Origin of the sequence: Aestuariirhabdus haliotis, from assembly GCF_023509475.1 — a bacterium.
Taxonomy (GTDB): Bacteria; Pseudomonadota; Gammaproteobacteria; order Pseudomonadales; family Aestuariirhabdaceae; genus Aestuariirhabdus; species Aestuariirhabdus haliotis.
In genome coordinates, this window is the sequence record NZ_JAKSDZ010000013.1 from 41394 (window position 1) to 57673 (window position 16280).

Genomic DNA, 16280 nt, shown 5'->3' on the forward strand with positions numbered 1-16280 from the left:
CCAGGCATCCCTAGCCAATCTTTTCTGCAACACGCATAACAGCACTGCGTGACCTTGGATTCCGTTGAACTTCGTCGGCACTGGCTTTGACAGCTTTACCGACAGACTTTAATCGTTTGTTTAACTGGTCATCTCTTACCGGCAATCCCGGTGGTAGCTCGTCGCCTTTAACATGCTTGCGAATAAAGCGTTTCACCATCCGGTCTTCGAGTGAATGAAAGCTGATCACCACCAGGCGGCCGCCAGGCTTTAACAATTCCAAAGCCTGATCCAGGCACACTTCCAGATCTTTAAGTTCGGAATTGATATAAATCCTGATGCCCTGAAAAGCGCGGGTTGCAGGGTTTTTACCCTTTTCCCAACGAGGATTAGCCTCACTGACAATTTTCGCCAACTGAGCGGTACGATTAATATCAGAAGCGCCTCGAGCCTCGACGATCGCTCGTGCTATGCGTTTAGCAAACCTCTCTTCGCCATAGGTTTTTAATACCCAGGCAATATCTTCCTCAGACGCTCGAGCAAGCCATTGCGCAGCGCTCTCTCCGCGCTCCGGATCCATGCGCATGTCAAGAGGACCATCATTCAGGAAACTGAAACCACGTTCAGGATCATCCAGTTGCGGAGAAGACACCCCCAAATCAAGCAGTACACCCGCAACCTGACCACCAACCAGCGATTCTATTTCAGCGAAGGATCCCTGCTGAATTTGAAACCGACCATCTTGCTCAGCCAATGTATTAGCTGTTGCAATGGCCCTTGGATCTTTATCAATTCCAACCAGTGAACCCGCATCGTCCAGTTTCGACAAAATCAAACGGGAATGACCGCCCCGCCCGAAAGTGCCATCCACATAACGACCGTCGGGGCTTGTCACCAGAGATGACACTGCCTCGTGCAGTAAAACCGTTTCGTGTTGATCGTGATGCGTCATATTAAAGAGACAGAGAACTTAGCTCTGCTGGAACCTCGTCTTCGCTATTACCCAGTTGCAAATCTTCATTCAGGCGTTCAGCCCAACGCTCTTCACTCCACAACTCAAACTTTTTGCCTTGGCCGACGAGGATGCAGCGTTTTTCCAGCGCAGCATGTTCCCGTAACAATGGTGGAACCAGAATTCGGCTACTGGAATCCATCTCCACATCGGTGGCATGGCCGATCAGCAACCGCTGTATGCGTCGTGTCAGAGGGTTAAAGCTGGGCAGCGCTTCAATTTTGGTTTGAATCTCTTCCCACTCCGCAAGCGGGTAGATCAACAAGCAGGGCTGGTCGGTATCAATGGTCGCTACCAGACACCCATCATCGTGCGCAAGCAGTCGCTCGCGATACCTGGTCGGTATCGCAAGACGCCCCTTGGCATCGAGATTGATGGCGTTAGCTCCCCTAAACCTCACTTCTCCCCCTTTTTCCCACTTAAACCCACTTTATGCCACTTTGAGACACTATAGGAATGCTAAGGGGGCCAGTCAACAGGGCAGATCGCAAAATTGGCTTTAAAATCAGGGTGATAAGTTGATTTATCTCATCCCACGAATGAACATCTTGATAATTTCAGATAGCTTTTTCAGAAAATACAAAACGATAAACCACCAAGTTAAAGTGATTTATTAAGAGTAAGAATATTTTGATCTATTAGAGGAGTTGTTACCTGCATCTCATTGAAGCGAGAGACGGTAAAAACGAGTCAGCCGGTAAGCCGGGTTCTGTCGTGGACAGTCATTCATCTAGGGTGCGCATCACTACACACCTCAAGCAACCTACCCGAATCCAGTGCGGGTACACACCTGTAGGATTCCTATTTGGTCTTGCTCCAGACGGGGTTTACCATGCCGTGATGTGTTACCACACACGCGGTGCGCTCTTACCGCACCCTTTCACCCTTACCGGCAGATCACTCTGCTTAGGCGGTCTACTCTCTGCTGCACTTTCCGTAGGCTTGCGCCCCCCAGGAGTTACCTGGCGTCTTACCCTATGGAGCCCGGACTTTCCTCCCCAACCCGGAGGTTGCGGCGACTGCCTAGCTGACTCCCGGCTAGATTAACCAGCTTTCATCTCGAGGGCAAGCTGGTACAGGGCCTTTTTCCGCTCACCGGTTATCTGGGCCGCCAGATTGCTGGCCTGCTTGACGGAAAGCTCTTGCAGCAATATCCCCAATATTCGTCGAGCCTCCGGATCCAGATCATCCCCTTCACTTTGCCCGGGTGCGCCACGCACCAGCACAACGAACTCTCCGCGTTGCTGATTACTATCAGCATTCATCCAGGCCAACACATCAGAGGCCGTACCACCGTAAACAGTTTCAAACGTTTTGCTCAACTCCCTGGCAACAACCAGCTCACGCTCGCCCCCTAGCACCTCCTGCACATCCTGCATACAATCGAGTATGCGGTGAGTTGACTCATAAAATATCCAGGTGGACTCACTACTGCCCAGCCGCTCAATACGCTGTCTGCGAGCATTTTTTTTTGCCGGAAGAAACCCCTCAAAGCGAAAACGATCCGATGGCAGCCCGGCCACCGACAGCGCAGCAATAATGGCGCTGGCACCCGGCACGGGCACCACCTTAACCCCCCGAGCTCGAGCCTCATGAACCAGATGGTATCCTGGGTCTGATATCAACGGCGTTCCTGCATCCGAGATCAAAGCGACCGATTCACCCGCCTCTATGCGGTCGAGTAAGCGACCACTTCGCTCCCGCTCATTATGATCATGGTAAGCGACCATAGGGGTTTTTATGCCCAGATGATCCATTAAACGAGCACTGTGGCGTGTATCTTCCGCAGCAATCAGATCGACGTCATTGAGCACCCGAACTGCCCGTGCCGATATATCCTCAAGATTACCGATCGGCGTTGCCACCACATAAAGCGCTGCACCGTTTTCCATCAAGTTTCGACTCCGTCCACATAAGATGCCCTAGTATATAGGAAATCGCTGTTTGCCTCGGTTAGAATGATGCCTCGTTCGGCAATTCCAGTAATCGGGGCATTGTCACACCATCTCTTTCAAGAAGACGTCAGCCATCATCCATGAGATTGTTTCCTCGCCTAGCATTCGTATCCGTTCTGAGCCTGTTAATCGCCGCTTGCGCAAGTGGCCCTGACTATCCTCGTGTGCCACCACTACCGGGCCAGGATCTGGACCAGATTCAGGCATTATTGGATCAGGCCGAAGAGGCGCCGCCAGCGCAAAGCGCTCAATTACGAATGGACGCCGCCAGCCTCATGATCAGCGAACAACGGCTCGATGAAGCGAGACAGATTGCGGCCGAACTAACCCCACACAAACTGGACAGAAACAACCGGGCCCGCTATGCGCTACTTCAGGCAAAACTCGCCTTGGGTCGCAACAACGTGCTGGCCTTTACCTGGCTTGAACACCCCAGCCTGCTCTCCATTGACAACACCGATTTACGAATCGAATCGCTGCAATTAAGAGCCCGTGCCTTGCATATGACTGGCAGTTCAATGGCAGCCATTGATGACCTGCTTATCGCTCTTGAACTTGCCAACGCCGACCTGAGAGCTAACGTCGAGGAGCAGCTGTGGAATACTCTGCTGGAAATGGATCTGGGCGAACTCGAGCAGGCACGCAACTATCACAACCTTAACTATCTGGACGGCTGGATTGAACTGACAGAAATCGTCAAGAAACCTGCCAGCCTGGCCAACCAATTACAAAGCATCGCAACCTGGTCTCAAAACTGGCCCACCCACAGCGGTATCCGGAAGCTGGCCGAACTGGAAACCATTATCCGCGACAGTGCCGCCAACCAACCCACCCATATAGCTCTGGTGTTACCGCAAAGCGGCAAGCTCGAGAAAGCAGGCAATGCCGTGCGAGATGGCTTTATGGCGGCCTACTACAATGCCGCCCAGGAGGGAGACCAACTCCCCCAGCTGCGTTTCTACGATAGCGGTCAAAGCACTGCCAACCAGCTGATCAATCAGGCCATCAGCGATGGTGTAGAGATGATTATCGGTCCATTGCGTAAAAACGCCGTCAACGAATTGGCTCAACAGCCTTTGTTGCCTTTGCCCGCCCTAACGCTTAATTACAGCAGTGATACTCAGACTACAACCGATGGTCTCTTTCAATTTGGCCTGGCAGCCGAAGATGAAGCACGACAAGCCGCACGCCGAGGTCGGCAGGAAGGCTTCGAGAGAGCCGTAATACTCACCCAAAAAACAGCACGGGGCACTCGAGTCGCTAACGCCTTTGCAAAGGAATGGGCAGCCCATGGCGGCACCGTTATCGATCAGCGCCAGTTCACCGGAGACAACGATTACCGACAGGTCGTTGGCTCATTACTTGCCATTGATGAAAGCCGCGGACGCGCTCGCCGCCTCGCCGCCCAAATACAAGAATCGCCCGAATTCGAACCCCGCAGACGTGAGGACATTGATGTGGTTTTTGTCTTCGCATCGCCGCAGCAGGGGCGTATTCTGAAGCCGACCCTGGCCTTCCAGTATGCCGGTAACCTTCCCGTACTCAGCACATCCAGTATCTATTCCGGAAAACCGAACAACTCCCGGGATAAAGACCTCGACGGCATCAAATTCACAGGCTACGACTGGCTGCTGAATAACAGCCATCCATTAATGCAACAGATCCGCAAGCGCTGGTCTCAAGCCGAAGGCAGCTACGCAGGCCTGTATGCATTGGGGGCCGACGCCTTCATGCTCTACTCCCGAGTACGACAGATGAACCGCATCGAAGGCATCGAGCTTGATGGAGCTACCGGCAACCTGCGCATGAATAAACAACAGCATATTGTTCGTGAACTCAGCTGGTATCAATTCCGCGACGGAGCGCCGCACGCACTAGAAAGCCTGCCTCCACTGAACCAACCAGCCAAGGAGGCAATCGATGGGATGGATCCTGAAACAGCGCTTCAACAAGGGCCAGCAAGCGGAGGCCGAGGCCCTGAGCTTTCTCCAGCACCAGGGTTTGCGCCTGTTAACTAAAAACTATGCCTGGCGGGGAGGTGAACTCGACCTCATTATGACGGAGCAGGATACGATTGTTTTTGTCGAGGTCCGACAACGTAGCAGTAGCCGGTACGGTACTGCTGAAGAAAGTCTGGACCAGCGTAAGTGCCACCGACTGATCAATTGCGCTCAGCACTATTTGCAACATCACAACATGACCAACAAAGCTTGCCGGTTTGACGTGCTGGCGGCTAACGGAAAAGCGGATTCACAAGGTTTTCACTTTGAATGGATCAAAAACGCCATTACCCTGTAATAACCGCCTCTGAGCGATAAAGGTTAATAATGAGTATTCAGGATCGTATAACCACTCACTTTTCCGACGGCATTGATGTCACTATTCAATGCGCCGAAACCCTGCCTCCACTCATCGCCGATGCCGGCGAGATGATGGTACAGGCATTACTCAACGAGGGGAAAATTATCAGCTGCGGCAACGGTGGTTCAGCCTCCCACGCCCAGCATTTCACCGCCCTTCTGCTTAATCGTTTTGACCGCGAGCGGCCCGCCCTCCCCGCCTTGGCCCTGACTGCCGACAGCACCATACTGTCCGCTATATCAAACGATTACAGTTATCACGATGTATTTTCCAAGCAGGTTCGTGCTCTTGCCCAAGCCAGCGACGTACTGCTTGTCATTAGCACCAGTGGGAACTCCGCTAGCGTCGTACAGTCAATACAAGCAGCCCACGACCGTCAGATTCCTGTCATTGCTTTAACCGGTCGCGACGGAGGTAACGTGGCATCGCTGCTTCACCCCGAGGATATCGAAATTCGAGTGCCCTCCTTCGACCCGGCGCGCATTCATGAAATACATATGATGGTTGTGCACTGCTTTTGTGATTTGATTGATGAATATCTATTTGGAGACATAATGCAATGAGGACAATTGGACTCCTGACGCTAGCCGCTCTAATAACCCTATCGGGTTGCGCTTCTACCATCAGTGCCATCAAGGATGAACCCATCACTCAGGAGCCAGGTAAACGCACCACCGGCCGATTTATTAGCGACGAAACCATAGAAACCGTAGCCTTGGTCAACATCGACAAAGCCGACCCGGGGTTCAAACAAGCACGGGTGTCTGTAATCAGCTTCGATGGTACGGTTTTGATTGTCGGACAGGTTCCCAATGAACGCCTCAAGGGTATCGCGGGAGAGACGGTTCGTAACGTCCGCGACGTCAAACAGATTTATAATGAACTGGAGATTGCCGGCCCCATCAGCTTTGTCGCCGCCAACAGTGATAACTGGCTCACAACCAAGGTCAAAACAAAAATGATGAACGACGAGTCCGTTCCTGCCAGCCGAATTAAAGTGGTTACCGAAAACGGGACGGTGTTTTTAATGGGTCGGGTGACCAACGCGGAAGCGAACAGCGCCGTAGAACTGGTACGGACAACTTACGGCGTTCAGCGTATCGTCAAGGTTTTTGATTACATTAACTAGTGGGTGTAACTACCTTGAAACGACTAACTATTTGACCACCTTCAAGCTAGGTCGCCCCGATGGTTTAGCCGGGCTCACCGACTTATCCTCATCACCGCCACCAATGGGTTCCGGCTCAGGATCATCTTCGACCTCAAACACCATTCCCTGACCGTTTTCTCGAGCATAGATTGCCATAACAGCCTGCACCGGTATAAAAATATGCATCGGCCGCCCACCAAAACGGCCGTTGAACTCAACCTCCTGGTTGGTCATCAACAGCTCGCGCACCGCCGAAGGGGAGATGTTGAGTACAATCTGGCCGTCATTGACAAACTCTTGCGGCACCGTCACCCCCTCAGCCATCGCATTGACCAATAAATAGGGCGTGCACTCGTTGTCCACTATCCACTCATAGAGCGCCCTGACCATATAAGGGCGACTCGGACTCATCGACATATCTTGCTCCAAGGCTTCGGAAAATCCGTTTCTACCAGTATCCAACAAAGAAAAAGGGGAGTTCAACTCCCCTTTATTCTAACTTAACTCAACAACCGAAATCAGAGCCGCATCTCACGCTCAACTTCTGACAGGCTTTCTTTGAAGGATTCGCGATCAAACAAGCGCTCTGCGTAATCCTGCAGGGCCTTGGCCTGCTTGGGCAACTCGATACCGAGATCAGCCAGACGCCAGAGGATAGGAGCGACGCAACAATCTACCAGAGTAAACTCGTCACTCATAAAGAAAGGCTTCTCTTCAAACAGAGGCGCAATCCCAACCAGGCTATCACGCAGCTCTTTACGAGCTTTTGTCAGTGCCGCTTCACGAGACTTCGGATCCAGAATCGTTGCAACCAATTCGCTCCAGTCCTTATCGATACGGTGGATCAACAGGCGACTCTGAGCTCTTGCCACCGGATACACTGGCAGCAAAGGAGGATGGGGAAAACGCTCATCGAGGTACTCCATCATCACATTCGGTTCGTATAGCACAAGGTCACGATCTACCAGCGTGGGTAGCGAATTGTAGGGATTAAGGTCGGCGACCTCTTCAGGCATATTTTCGGGTTCGATATCCTGAACATCGACAGCGACCCCTTTTTCTGCGAGAACAATACGTACACGATGGCTCAGGTGACCGGCAGCATCGGAATAAAAGATCATTGAAGAACGCTTGGCGACTACGCCCATTTCTACCCCCAAAAGGTGGAGTCAAAACACAAAAGTGCGCGTAGCTGAAAACTCAGCTACGCGCCCGTCAACGACACAATACTATCAGTGTACGTCTTTCCAGTACTCTTTCTTGAGCAGATACGCAGGAATCAGCAATACCAACAAGAACAACAGCACCCAGTAACCGATGCGCTCGCGCTCGAGCTGCATGGGCTCGGCAGAGTACACCAGGAAGTTAACCAGATTATAAACCGCCTGATCATACTCCGCAGGATTCATGCTACCCGTCTTGACCAGCTCGAAGCCACACAACTTCTCACCCGTCAGGGTATCACGCTCGCTCGCATCCTGACCGGCGCAGTTATCAACCTGCAGGCCCTGCAGCTCAGCAAGAACGTGAGGCATACCCACATCAGGGAAAACCTTGTTGTTGACACCCCAAGGACGCTTGGGATCAACATAGAAAGTCCGCAGATAGGTGTACAACCAGTCAGCGCCACGTACACGAGCCACCAGCGTAAGATCCGGCGGTGTAGCACCAAACCAGCGCTTGGATTCCTCAGCACGCATTGAGTTTTCCATCAAGGAACCAATTTTAGCCCCGTTGAAGATGATGTTTTCATTGAACAGGTCATGGGGAACACCCAGATCATCCGCTACACGCTCATAACGCTGAAACTTGGTGGCATGGCAACCCATGCAGTAGTTCATATAGGTCTTGAGACCATCCTGCAGAGACGCCTGGTCAGCCACATTAGGCTCAAAATGCTCCAGCGGATAGCCACTCCCACCTGCAGCAAAGGAAGCCACAGGCAGTACAGCAAACAGTAATGCAATCAATTGCTTTTTCATTAGCCTGTCACCCTCTCTGGTACGGGTTTAGTCTTTTCCATTCTGGTGTAGAAAGGCATCAACAAGAAGAATGCGAAGTACAACGCTGTAGCGATCTGTGAGTAAACAGTTCGCTCGGCTGTTGCAGGCACCATACCCAACCAACCCAACCACACAAAGGAGATAGCGAAAACCACGATAGCGATCTTGCTCAGCACCCCTTTATAACGAATAGACTTCACAGGACTGCGGTCCAGCCAAGGCAAGACAAACAACACAGCAATCGCAGCACCCATCGCTACCACACCCAACAGCTTGTCAGGGATAGCACGCAAGATGGCGTAGAACGGCGTGAAGTACCAAACGGGGGCAATGTGGGCCGGGGTCTTCAAGTTATCAGCCTGTTCAAAGTTAGCGTGCTCAATAAAGTAGCCGCCCATCTCAGGGAAGAAGAACACAATTGCACAGAAAACGAACAGGAACACCACCACACCGACGATATCTTTTACGGTGTAGTAAGGGTGGAAAGGAATACCGTCTTTCGGAATACCGTTCTCATCTTTGTTCTTCTTGATTTCAATGCCGTCCGGGTTATTTGAACCCACTTCATGCAGAGCAATAATATGCATCACGACCAGCGCCAGCAGGACAATCGGCAGCGCCACTACGTGCAAGGCGAAAAAGCGGTTCAGTGTAATACCGGAGATCAGGAAGTCACCACGGATCCACTGCTGCAGGTCAGGGCCAATAACCGGAATGGCACCAAACAGAGAAATAATAACCTGCGCACCCCAGTAGGACATCTGACCCCAAGGCAATAGATAACCCATAAAGGCCTCGGCCATCAGCGCCAGATAGATCGCCATACCGAAGATCCATACCAGCTCACGCGGTGCGCGATAAGAGCCGTAGATCAAGCCCCGGAACATATGCATATAGACCACCACGAAGAACATGGAGGCACCTGTAGAGTGCAGGTAACGCAAGATCCACCCGTACTCAACATCGCGCATGATGTATTCGACAGAAGCAAAAGCCTCTTCAGCGCTTGGTACGTAGCTCATGGTGAGCCAGATACCTGTCAGCAACTGATTGACCAGTACCAAAATGGCTAGCGAGCCAAAGAAGTACCAGAAATTAAAGTTTTTAGGAGCGTAATACTTACTAAGGTGCTCTTCCCACATTTTGGTCGCAGGAAAGCGCGCATCTACCCATGCCATAAAGTCTTTCATTACGCGTTCTCCTCGTCGACGCCGATAATAATGGTGTTGTCATCGAGATAGGAGTAGGGAGGGACCGTTAAGTTAGTCGGTGCAGGAACCCCCTGATAAACTCGGCCGGCCAAGTCAAACTTGGAACCGTGACAAGGACAATGATAACCACCCTGCCAATTCGCCTCAAAATCCATTGGCTTCACTTCGGAGTGCAATTTGGGAGAACACCCCAAATGAGTACAGAGTCCAACCAGAACCAGCAATTCGCTGTTGCGAGAACGATGTTCGTTCTTGGCATAATCAGGTTGCTCTGATTCGTTCGACTGGGGATCGCGTAAGTTACCATCTTGCTTGGGCAGATTATCCAGCATGACCTGCTCACGTCGCAGAACAAATACCGGCTTCCCCCGCCATGCAGCAACAACCTGCTGGCCCATCTCCAGCTTATCAATCTTGACCCTCACCGGCGCGCCAGCGGCTTTCGCTTTGGCACTGGGATTCCAGGAGGCAACAAAAGGGACTGCAGCACCAACCGCACCAACCGCACCAACCGCAGAGGTTGCTCCGATCAGCAGGCGGCGGCGACCCTTATCTACGCCGTCGTTACTCATTAATCTTATCTCCCCATAAGAGCATGTTTATTGCCTGCCCAGGCTCACGGGCAAACAGAGTGAATCCTTTAATAATTCTGTGGGATTCGCAAAATAAATCTTGCGAATGGTAAAGAAAACGGCGCCTTCAAGCAAGCGTACCCCCGGCTCGAGCTGATTCAAATCAACGCAGAGAGATCTCCACAAACACCTCTTCTTTAATGATTCCGCACTCCTTTGCAAAAAAAAAGCGCCCTTCGATAAAAAGGGCGCTTTGGATACCACTTTTGCGAGACTTTTGGTCTCGCAAGGGCAGGTAACCCTTAACGCTTGGAGAACTGAGGACGCTTACGTGCTTTACGCAGACCAACCTTCTTACGCTCAACCTCACGAGCATCACGAGTTACAAACCCGGCTTTACGCAGTGACGGACGAAGCTCTTCGTCGTACTGCATCAGGGCACGAGTAATACCGTGACGAATAGCACCAGCCTGACCAAAACCACCGCCGCCTGCGACAGTAACCTTGATATCAAACTTTTCGGTCAGTTCAACCAGCTCAAGTGGCTGACGAACGATCATGCGAGCAGTTTCGCGACCAAAGTACTCGTCCAGAGGGCGGCCATTTACAGAGATGGCGCCAGAGCCAGACTTGATAAACACACGAGCGGTCGAAGTTTTACGACGACCAGTTCCATAGTATTGAGTGGTAGACATAGCAACGCTTCCCGTTAGATATCCAGAGCCTGAGGTTGTTGAGCGGCATGAGGATGCTCAGCACCCGCATAGACCTTCAGCTTGGCGTGCATAGCACGACCCAGCGGACCTTTAGGCAACATGCCCTTTACGGCCTTCTCGATGATGCGCTCAGGGGCGCGCTCAACCAGCTCATTGAAGTTCATGCTACGCAAACCACCCGGATAACCGGTGTGACGGTAGTACATTTTGTCTTGTGCTTTATTACCGGTTACACGAATCTTCTCGGCATTAACCACAACAATGTAGTCGCCGGTATCGACGTGAGGAGTGTATTCGGCTTTATGCTTGCCGCGCAGGCGGCGTGCGATTTCGGTGGAAAGACGACCAAGCGTCTTGCCAGAGGCATCTACAACGAACCAGTCACGCTTAACTGTTTCTGGCTTTGCACTAAAAGTATTCATCGATTTAAACCTTGCCTAAATGACCAGCCGTGGGTGGCCAGCATCAATTGAAAGACTAACCCGAACCGACTCCCCTATAGGGCGTCCGGCGACGGATTCACTGTCTTAGGGCATATAGTGTAGGAAACGGGAGCGCTATTATACTCAGGCAAGCGCAGAAAAAAAGCCCCTATCTGCTTTTTTTTCCAAGGGTACCGTGCTCTTATAACCTCTTTCGTGACATCTAGTAAGAGGGGACTCCGAATGGAATACGGTTATCTCGGCGCTACAGACTTGAAAATCAGCCGCCTTTGCCTGGGCACCATGACCTGGGGCGAACAGAATAGCGCCGAGGAGGGTTGGCAGCAACTGGATATGGCCATTGAACACGGGATCAACTTTATCGATACCGCCGAACTCTACCCTGTGCCTCCCAAGGCCGAAACCTATACCCGCACCGAAACCATCCTGGGCGAATGGCTTAAACGATTTCCCAAGCGAGAAGATCTGGTGATCGCCAGCAAGGTTTCCGGGCCCGGCGAATGGGTGAGTTATATGAGACACACGGGTGCACGACTCGACAAAAAGAGCATTATCGAAGCCTGTAACGCCAGTCTCAAACGGCTGCAAACCGACTATATCGACCTTTATCAAGTTCACTGGCCTGAACGCAGTACCAATTTCTTTGGCCAACTTGGCTATGAGCATAAGCCTGAAGAGGACGGCTACAGTATTGAGGAAACCCTATCAGCACTTGACGAGCTGGTTTCTTCCGGCAAGGTTCGCCATATTGGTATCTCCAACGAAACTCCCTGGGGCGCCATGGAGTATCTCCGCCAGGCCGAGCGCCATGACTGGCCCAAAGCCGTCAGCATCCAAAACCCCTACAATCTCCTGAACCGTACCTTTGAAGTGGGTCTCGGAGAGTTTGCTCACCGAGAGAATCTGGGGTTGCTGGCCTACTCCCCGCTGGCTTTTGGCGTCCTGAGCGGAAAATACCTGCATGGCGCACGCCCAGCCAAAGGACGCATCACTTTGTTTTCCCGTTTCAGCCGCTACAATAATGAACAAGCCGTTTCGGCAACCGAGGCTTACGTATCTCTGGCCCAGGAAAAAGGCTTGGACCCTGCGCAAATGGCTCTGGCTTACGTAACCAGCCGCCCCTTCGTTGACAGCAATATCATTGGTGCCACCAACCTCGAGCAACTGCAATCAAACCTCAACAGCATCAACCTCAGGCTTGACGACGACACCCTCAAGGCCATCGAGCAATTGCACCGGCAACAACCCAACCCGGCTCCCTGACAATAACCAACAACGAAAGATTCCAGCTCACGGCAAGGTCTGATGGATGGAACCTTGCCGTCCATGGATAGGCCAACACTACACTTTATAAAATTAAGGGGACTCATGTGAGTTTTGCATTACCGCTGATTGCCGGAATAATCGCCCTGGCATCGATCCTACTGTCTCACCGAACCAGTAATCCCAATACATTTTTTCACGGGCAGTCTGAAGCAGGCTCTGCCCCCGGCCTCTGGACACTGGTTTTCTCCCAGGTCACCACCTGGATTTTCGCTCGCTCCCTGTTAAATGCTGCCATCCTCGGCTACTACTACGGGCTTTGGGGTACGCTCGCCTACGCCTGTTATTACCTTTCCTTTATTACCGGCGGCATCATCATTGACCAGCTGCGCTTTCGTCACGGGTTCAACAGCATCCAGGCATTCCTGGAAGATCGCTTCGGTATTTGGGGAAGCCGATGCTATAACCTGGTTATCGGCATTCGCCTGATCAGTGAAGTCTTTGCCAACCTGCTGGTGATTGGCATTCTGTTTGGAGCTGCTGGCTCGAATCTCTATGTAGCAGCCATCATCGGCTTTGCCGTGGTCACATTACTCTACTCCATGCTGGGAGGGCTTCATGCCAGCCTGCGCACGGACCTGTTCCAGATGCTGATTTTTCTGGCCACCCTGGCGCTGCTGCTGATTCTGGCCACCGGTAGCGGGGTCATGACCCTCGACAACCTGATGTTCAAAGAATTTGTTATCTCCGATCCGGGCCCTGTTTTAATGCTGGTCGCCCTGCTGCAGGTCTGGAGCTACCCGATGCACGATCCGGTGATGATGGACCGGGGCCTGCTCGCAGATCGAGAGACTACCCGAAAAAGCTTTCTGCATGCGGCCTGGATCAGCATTCTGTGCATGATCGCCTTTGGCTCTCTGGGTATTGTTGCCGGAGCCCAGGCCACCAGCGGAGAAGCCATGACGGCGGTGCTTCAACGATTGCTAGGTGATGTCCCCATGCTGCTGTTTAATGCTGCACTGGTAATCTCCGCCATGTCGACGCTGGACAGTACGCTTTCCAGCTCGTCCAAACTGGTTGTTATCGATATGAAACTGCTGCCCCGGCAAGTCATGAACGGTCGCGGAGTCATGCTGCTCTTTATGCTGCTGGGTGTGTTACTGGTATTTGTGGGCAACAAGGATCTGTTCAGTGCCGTTGCGGTGAGTGGAACCGCCTCCATGTACCTATTGCCGGTGATCTTTTTCTCACTGCTTGGCGGGCGCCGGGATATTCCCCTGTGGAGCTATCTGGGCAGTTTCGTAGTTGCGGTGGGCGGTGCGGCCCTCTACTTTACCGAGTCCTCGGGTCACAGTCAGCTGATGGGAGAAGCGCACAAATACACCAAGCTCCTCATTATTTGCGTGACTGTTCTGGTCGCTGGCTGCGTCCTGTTCGCCCTTGGCCTGATGACAGCAAACAAAGATCGGCTGACCAGTGAGAGTGCTCCCGCGTGAGCACTCACCCACTTCCGGGGCCAGGGCCACTACTGGTGTTTGGCGGCCCCTATAGCAATCTGGAGGCAACCAGGGCGATACGCCGCGCTGCCGAAGGCTTGTCCCTGCCGCCCGAAAACTGCATCTGCACCGGAGACCTGATTGCCTATTGCGCCCGCCCGAACGAAACTCTTGCGGAGATTCGTAGCTGGGGTTGCACCTCGATTATGGGAAACTGCGAAGAGTCTCTGGTTGAACAGGCCGCAGATTGTGGCTGCGGTTTCGAGGAGGGCTCGGCCTGCGCTGCTCTGTCGGTAGACTGGTATCGCTACGCCAGCGGGCGAGTATCACAGCAAGACCTCCGCTGGATGGCGCAACTTCCCGGACAACTCAATTTCCAATGGAACGGTTTCTCGGTTTCTGTCGTGCACGGCGCCCCTTCGCGCATCAATCGCTTCCTGTTTGCTTCCAGTGCTCTTGAGGACAAACAGCAGGAGCTGCAAACCACATCTGCCAACCTGTTAATTGCCGGTCATTGCGGCATCCCTTTCGGAGAAACTCTGGCGCCTGGCAACTATTGGCTAAACAGTGGTGCTATTGGCATGCCGGCCAACGATGGCACAGCTGACGGCTGGTATCTGCTACTGGAACCCCTGGCCGAACGCGTTCGAGCCAGCTGGCATCGACTACGCTACAACGCTGTCGCCGAGCAGCGCACAATGATCCAGCAAGGTCTGGACAACGACTACGCCACGGCCCTGACAACCGGGCTATGGCCTAGTATGGATGTGCTGCCCGAGGCCGAGCGCCAGCAGCGCGGCACACCTCTGCAACCAGAAGCCATAATGATGGAGGCCGGCCACTAACCCTTTTCACAGTAAATAATAAAAAGGAGCCTTCTTGGCTCCTTTTTATTATGGGCTTACAGATGACTGAAAGCTCTTGTGGTACGTTCAGTATCTATAAAGAACGAGCAATGATCTCTTTCATGATTTCGTTGGTTCCGGCATAGATCTTCTGCACCCGAGCATCGGCCCAGGCCCGTGCCACCGGATATTCCCACATATAGCCAAAACCACCGTGCAACTGCAGACACTCGTCGATCACACGACACTGAACCTCAGTCGCGTGAAGCTTGGCTTTCGCCGCAGTAGGCACATCCAGCTTACCTTCGACATGCAGCTCCAGACATTTGTCGACAAACACCTGAGCCACGGTCAGCTCGGTATCCATCTCAGCCAACTTGAAGCGAGTATTCTGGAAATGAGAAATACTCTTGCCAAAGGCCTGGCGCTCCTTCACATATTCACGGGTTTGCTCAAAAATCGACAGTGCGTTGGCAATCGCATTGACCGCTACTGACAGGCGCTCTTGCGGCAGCTCCTGCATAAGATAGATAAAGCCCATACCCTCACTACCTAACAGGTTCTCCTTGGGCACTCGAACATCCTGGAAAAACAGCTCAGAGGTATCCTGGGCTTTCATACCCACTTTTTCCAGATTATTACCCTTGGTAAAACCCGCCGTACCCGCTTCTACCAACAGCAAACTGGTGCCTTTGGCGCCTGCGCTCGGGTCGGTCTTTGCCACTACAACCACCAGCTCTGCCATCTGACCGTTGGTAATGAATGTTTTAGATCCATTCAGTACATATTCATCGCCGTCCAGTATGGCGGTCGTTTTAAGGCCCTGAAGATCCGAGCCGGCGCCCGGTTCCGTCATGGCAATGGCGCTGACCATTTCACCGCTGATCAATTTGGGCAGATACTTTTGCTTCAACGACTCGGATCCATAGTTCAAGACGTAGGGCACCGAAATATCGGAGTGCAGACCAAAGCCAATGCCGGACAGTCCCAGCTTGGCAATCTCTTCATCGACGATAGCGTTATAGCGAAAATCCACCCCGACACCGCCATATTCTTCAGGCATTGTAGGGCAAAGAAAACCCTGCTCACCTGCCTTACTCCAAAGCTCACGGGAAACCTGCCCGTCCTTTTCCCATTGTGCGTGATGAGGAACGGCTTCTTGTTCGAGAAACTTGCGAACAGAGTCGCGAAAGAGCTCCTGATCGGAGTCATAGACAGTTCTTGGGATCATGGTTCGCCTCGGAATTATTAGTGTTATAGCTAAACAATGCGCT

Annotated in this window: 18 protein-coding genes and 1 other RNA gene; 7 read left to right on the top strand and 12 right to left on the bottom strand. The window is 52.5% G+C overall.

Annotated features, from left to right (window positions below; all coding sequences use genetic code 11):
- Positions 1–10: 10 nt before the first annotated feature.
- From rsmH to rsmI, 4 genes are all read right to left on the bottom strand, one after another.
- Positions 11–931 carry a 16S rRNA (cytosine(1402)-N(4))-methyltransferase RsmH gene (rsmH, locus tag MIB40_RS09975; RefSeq protein WP_249693589.1) on the bottom strand — a complete coding sequence of 307 codons (921 nt, stop codon included), beginning with the start codon at positions 929–931 and terminating at the stop codon, positions 11–13.
- A gap of 1 nt (position 932) precedes the next feature.
- A complete protein-coding gene (gene mraZ, locus MIB40_RS09980) occupies positions 933–1391 on the bottom strand; it encodes a division/cell wall cluster transcriptional repressor MraZ (RefSeq protein ID WP_249693591.1) in 459 nt (152 codons plus the stop codon).
- A 282-nt stretch (positions 1392–1673) separates the two neighbouring features.
- An RNA gene (rnpB, locus tag MIB40_RS09985) (RNase P RNA component class A) lies at positions 1674–2026 on the bottom strand.
- Between the two features lie 8 nt (positions 2027–2034).
- Entirely contained in the window at positions 2035–2883 is an 849-nt protein-coding gene (gene rsmI / locus MIB40_RS09990; protein WP_249693593.1) for a 16S rRNA (cytidine(1402)-2'-O)-methyltransferase, read from the bottom strand.
- A gap of 143 nt (positions 2884–3026) precedes the next feature.
- Between rsmI and MIB40_RS09995 the strand changes: the two genes are divergently transcribed.
- Genes MIB40_RS09995 through MIB40_RS10010 form a run of 4 tightly spaced genes read left to right on the top strand, consistent with a single transcriptional unit; the run spans position 3027 to position 6436 of the window.
- Positions 3027–4964 carry a penicillin-binding protein activator gene (locus MIB40_RS09995; RefSeq protein ID WP_249693594.1) on the top strand — a complete coding sequence of 646 codons (1938 nt, stop codon included), beginning with the start codon at positions 3027–3029 and terminating at the stop codon, positions 4962–4964.
- Positions 4867–5244, top strand: coding sequence for a YraN family protein (locus MIB40_RS10000; protein ID WP_249693595.1), 378 nt, complete (start codon positions 4867–4869; stop codon positions 5242–5244). Before MIB40_RS09995 ends, MIB40_RS10000 begins: the two co-directional genes overlap by 98 nt.
- A gap of 29 nt (positions 5245–5273) precedes the next feature.
- Positions 5274–5870 (top strand): phosphoheptose isomerase, encoded by a 597-nt coding sequence (locus MIB40_RS10005; RefSeq protein WP_249693596.1) that lies wholly within the window; start codon positions 5274–5276, stop codon positions 5868–5870.
- Entirely contained in the window at positions 5867–6436 is a 570-nt protein-coding gene (locus tag MIB40_RS10010) for a BON domain-containing protein (protein WP_249693598.1), read from the top strand. The genes MIB40_RS10005 and MIB40_RS10010 overlap by 4 nt, the downstream gene beginning before the upstream one ends.
- Positions 6437–6463: 27 nt before the next feature.
- Here the strand turns inward: MIB40_RS10010 and MIB40_RS10015 are convergent, their stop codons facing one another.
- The 7 genes from MIB40_RS10015 to rplM all read right to left on the bottom strand — a co-directional run bounded on the left by MIB40_RS10015 (position 6464) and on the right by rplM (position 11381).
- The gene (locus MIB40_RS10015; RefSeq protein ID WP_319941650.1) at positions 6464–6874 is read right to left on the bottom strand and encodes a ClpXP protease specificity-enhancing factor; all 411 of its coding nucleotides are present in this window, start codon (positions 6872–6874) and stop codon (positions 6464–6466) included.
- Between the two features lie 101 nt (positions 6875–6975).
- Positions 6976–7605, bottom strand: coding sequence for a glutathione S-transferase N-terminal domain-containing protein (locus MIB40_RS10020; RefSeq protein ID WP_249693600.1), 630 nt, complete (start codon positions 7603–7605; stop codon positions 6976–6978).
- An 84-nt stretch (positions 7606–7689) separates the two neighbouring features.
- Positions 7690–8439 (bottom strand): cytochrome c1, encoded by a 750-nt coding sequence (locus MIB40_RS10025; protein WP_249693602.1) that lies wholly within the window; start codon positions 8437–8439, stop codon positions 7690–7692.
- The gene (locus tag MIB40_RS10030) at positions 8439–9650 is read right to left on the bottom strand and encodes a cytochrome b (RefSeq protein WP_249693604.1); all 1212 of its coding nucleotides are present in this window, start codon (positions 9648–9650) and stop codon (positions 8439–8441) included. The genes MIB40_RS10025 and MIB40_RS10030 overlap by 1 nt, the downstream gene beginning before the upstream one ends.
- On the bottom strand, positions 9650–10243 hold the full coding sequence (gene petA / locus MIB40_RS10035; protein WP_249693605.1) for a ubiquinol-cytochrome c reductase iron-sulfur subunit: 594 nt from the start codon (positions 10241–10243) through the stop codon (positions 9650–9652). The genes MIB40_RS10030 and petA overlap by 1 nt, the downstream gene beginning before the upstream one ends.
- Positions 10244–10545: 302 nt before the next feature.
- A complete protein-coding gene (rpsI, locus tag MIB40_RS10040) occupies positions 10546–10938 on the bottom strand; it encodes a 30S ribosomal protein S9 (protein ID WP_249693607.1) in 393 nt (130 codons plus the stop codon).
- A gap of 14 nt (positions 10939–10952) precedes the next feature.
- Positions 10953–11381, bottom strand: coding sequence for a 50S ribosomal protein L13 (rplM, locus tag MIB40_RS10045; protein WP_249693609.1), 429 nt, complete (start codon positions 11379–11381; stop codon positions 10953–10955).
- 243 nt (positions 11382–11624) lie between these two features.
- On the opposite strand from rplM, the gene MIB40_RS10050 reads away from it, so the two are divergent.
- The 3 genes from MIB40_RS10050 to MIB40_RS10060 all read left to right on the top strand — a co-directional run bounded on the left by MIB40_RS10050 (position 11625) and on the right by MIB40_RS10060 (position 15006).
- Positions 11625–12665 (top strand): NADP(H)-dependent aldo-keto reductase, encoded by a 1041-nt coding sequence (locus MIB40_RS10050; protein ID WP_249693611.1) that lies wholly within the window; start codon positions 11625–11627, stop codon positions 12663–12665.
- 107 nt (positions 12666–12772) lie between these two features.
- A complete protein-coding gene (locus tag MIB40_RS10055) occupies positions 12773–14161 on the top strand; it encodes a sodium:proline symporter (RefSeq protein WP_249693613.1) in 1389 nt (462 codons plus the stop codon).
- Positions 14158–15006: a metallophosphoesterase family protein gene (locus tag MIB40_RS10060; RefSeq protein ID WP_249693615.1), complete on the top strand. Its 849-nt coding sequence runs from the start codon at positions 14158–14160 to the stop codon at positions 15004–15006. Before MIB40_RS10055 ends, MIB40_RS10060 begins: the two co-directional genes overlap by 4 nt.
- Before the next feature lie 94 nt (positions 15007–15100).
- On the opposite strand, the gene MIB40_RS10065 is transcribed toward MIB40_RS10060, so the two are convergent.
- Positions 15101–16237 (bottom strand): acyl-CoA dehydrogenase family protein, encoded by a 1137-nt coding sequence (locus MIB40_RS10065; RefSeq protein ID WP_249693617.1) that lies wholly within the window; start codon positions 16235–16237, stop codon positions 15101–15103.
- Positions 16238–16280 lie beyond the last annotated feature (43 nt).

Coding starts and splice junctions, on each gene's coding strand:
- petA (WP_249693605.1), bottom strand. CDS start 10,243: ATGAGTAACGACGGCGTAGATAAGGGTCGCCGCCGCCTGCTGATCGGA.
- rpsI (WP_249693607.1), bottom strand. CDS start 10,938: ATGTCTACCACTCAATACTATGGAACTGGTCGTCGTAAAACTTCGACC.
- MIB40_RS10065 (WP_249693617.1), bottom strand. CDS start 16,237: ATGATCCCAAGAACTGTCTATGACTCCGATCAGGAGCTCTTTCGCGAC.
- MIB40_RS10020 (WP_249693600.1), bottom strand. CDS start 7,605: ATGGGCGTAGTCGCCAAGCGTTCTTCAATGATCTTTTATTCCGATGCT.
- rsmI (WP_249693593.1), bottom strand. CDS start 2,883: ATGGAAAACGGTGCAGCGCTTTATGTGGTGGCAACGCCGATCGGTAAT.
- rplM (WP_249693609.1), bottom strand. CDS start 11,381: ATGAATACTTTTAGTGCAAAGCCAGAAACAGTTAAGCGTGACTGGTTC.
- MIB40_RS10005 (WP_249693596.1), top strand. CDS start 5,274: ATGAGTATTCAGGATCGTATAACCACTCACTTTTCCGACGGCATTGAT.
- rsmH (WP_249693589.1), bottom strand. CDS start 931: ATGACGCATCACGATCAACACGAAACGGTTTTACTGCACGAGGCAGTG.
- MIB40_RS09995 (WP_249693594.1), top strand. CDS start 3,027: ATGAGATTGTTTCCTCGCCTAGCATTCGTATCCGTTCTGAGCCTGTTA.
- MIB40_RS10015 (WP_319941650.1), bottom strand. CDS start 6,874: ATGTCGATGAGTCCGAGTCGCCCTTATATGGTCAGGGCGCTCTATGAG.
- MIB40_RS10000 (WP_249693595.1), top strand. CDS start 4,867: ATGGGATGGATCCTGAAACAGCGCTTCAACAAGGGCCAGCAAGCGGAG.
- MIB40_RS10030 (WP_249693604.1), bottom strand. CDS start 9,650: ATGAAAGACTTTATGGCATGGGTAGATGCGCGCTTTCCTGCGACCAAA.
- MIB40_RS10050 (WP_249693611.1), top strand. CDS start 11,625: ATGGAATACGGTTATCTCGGCGCTACAGACTTGAAAATCAGCCGCCTT.
- MIB40_RS10010 (WP_249693598.1), top strand. CDS start 5,867: ATGAGGACAATTGGACTCCTGACGCTAGCCGCTCTAATAACCCTATCG.
- MIB40_RS10025 (WP_249693602.1), bottom strand. CDS start 8,439: ATGAAAAAGCAATTGATTGCATTACTGTTTGCTGTACTGCCTGTGGCT.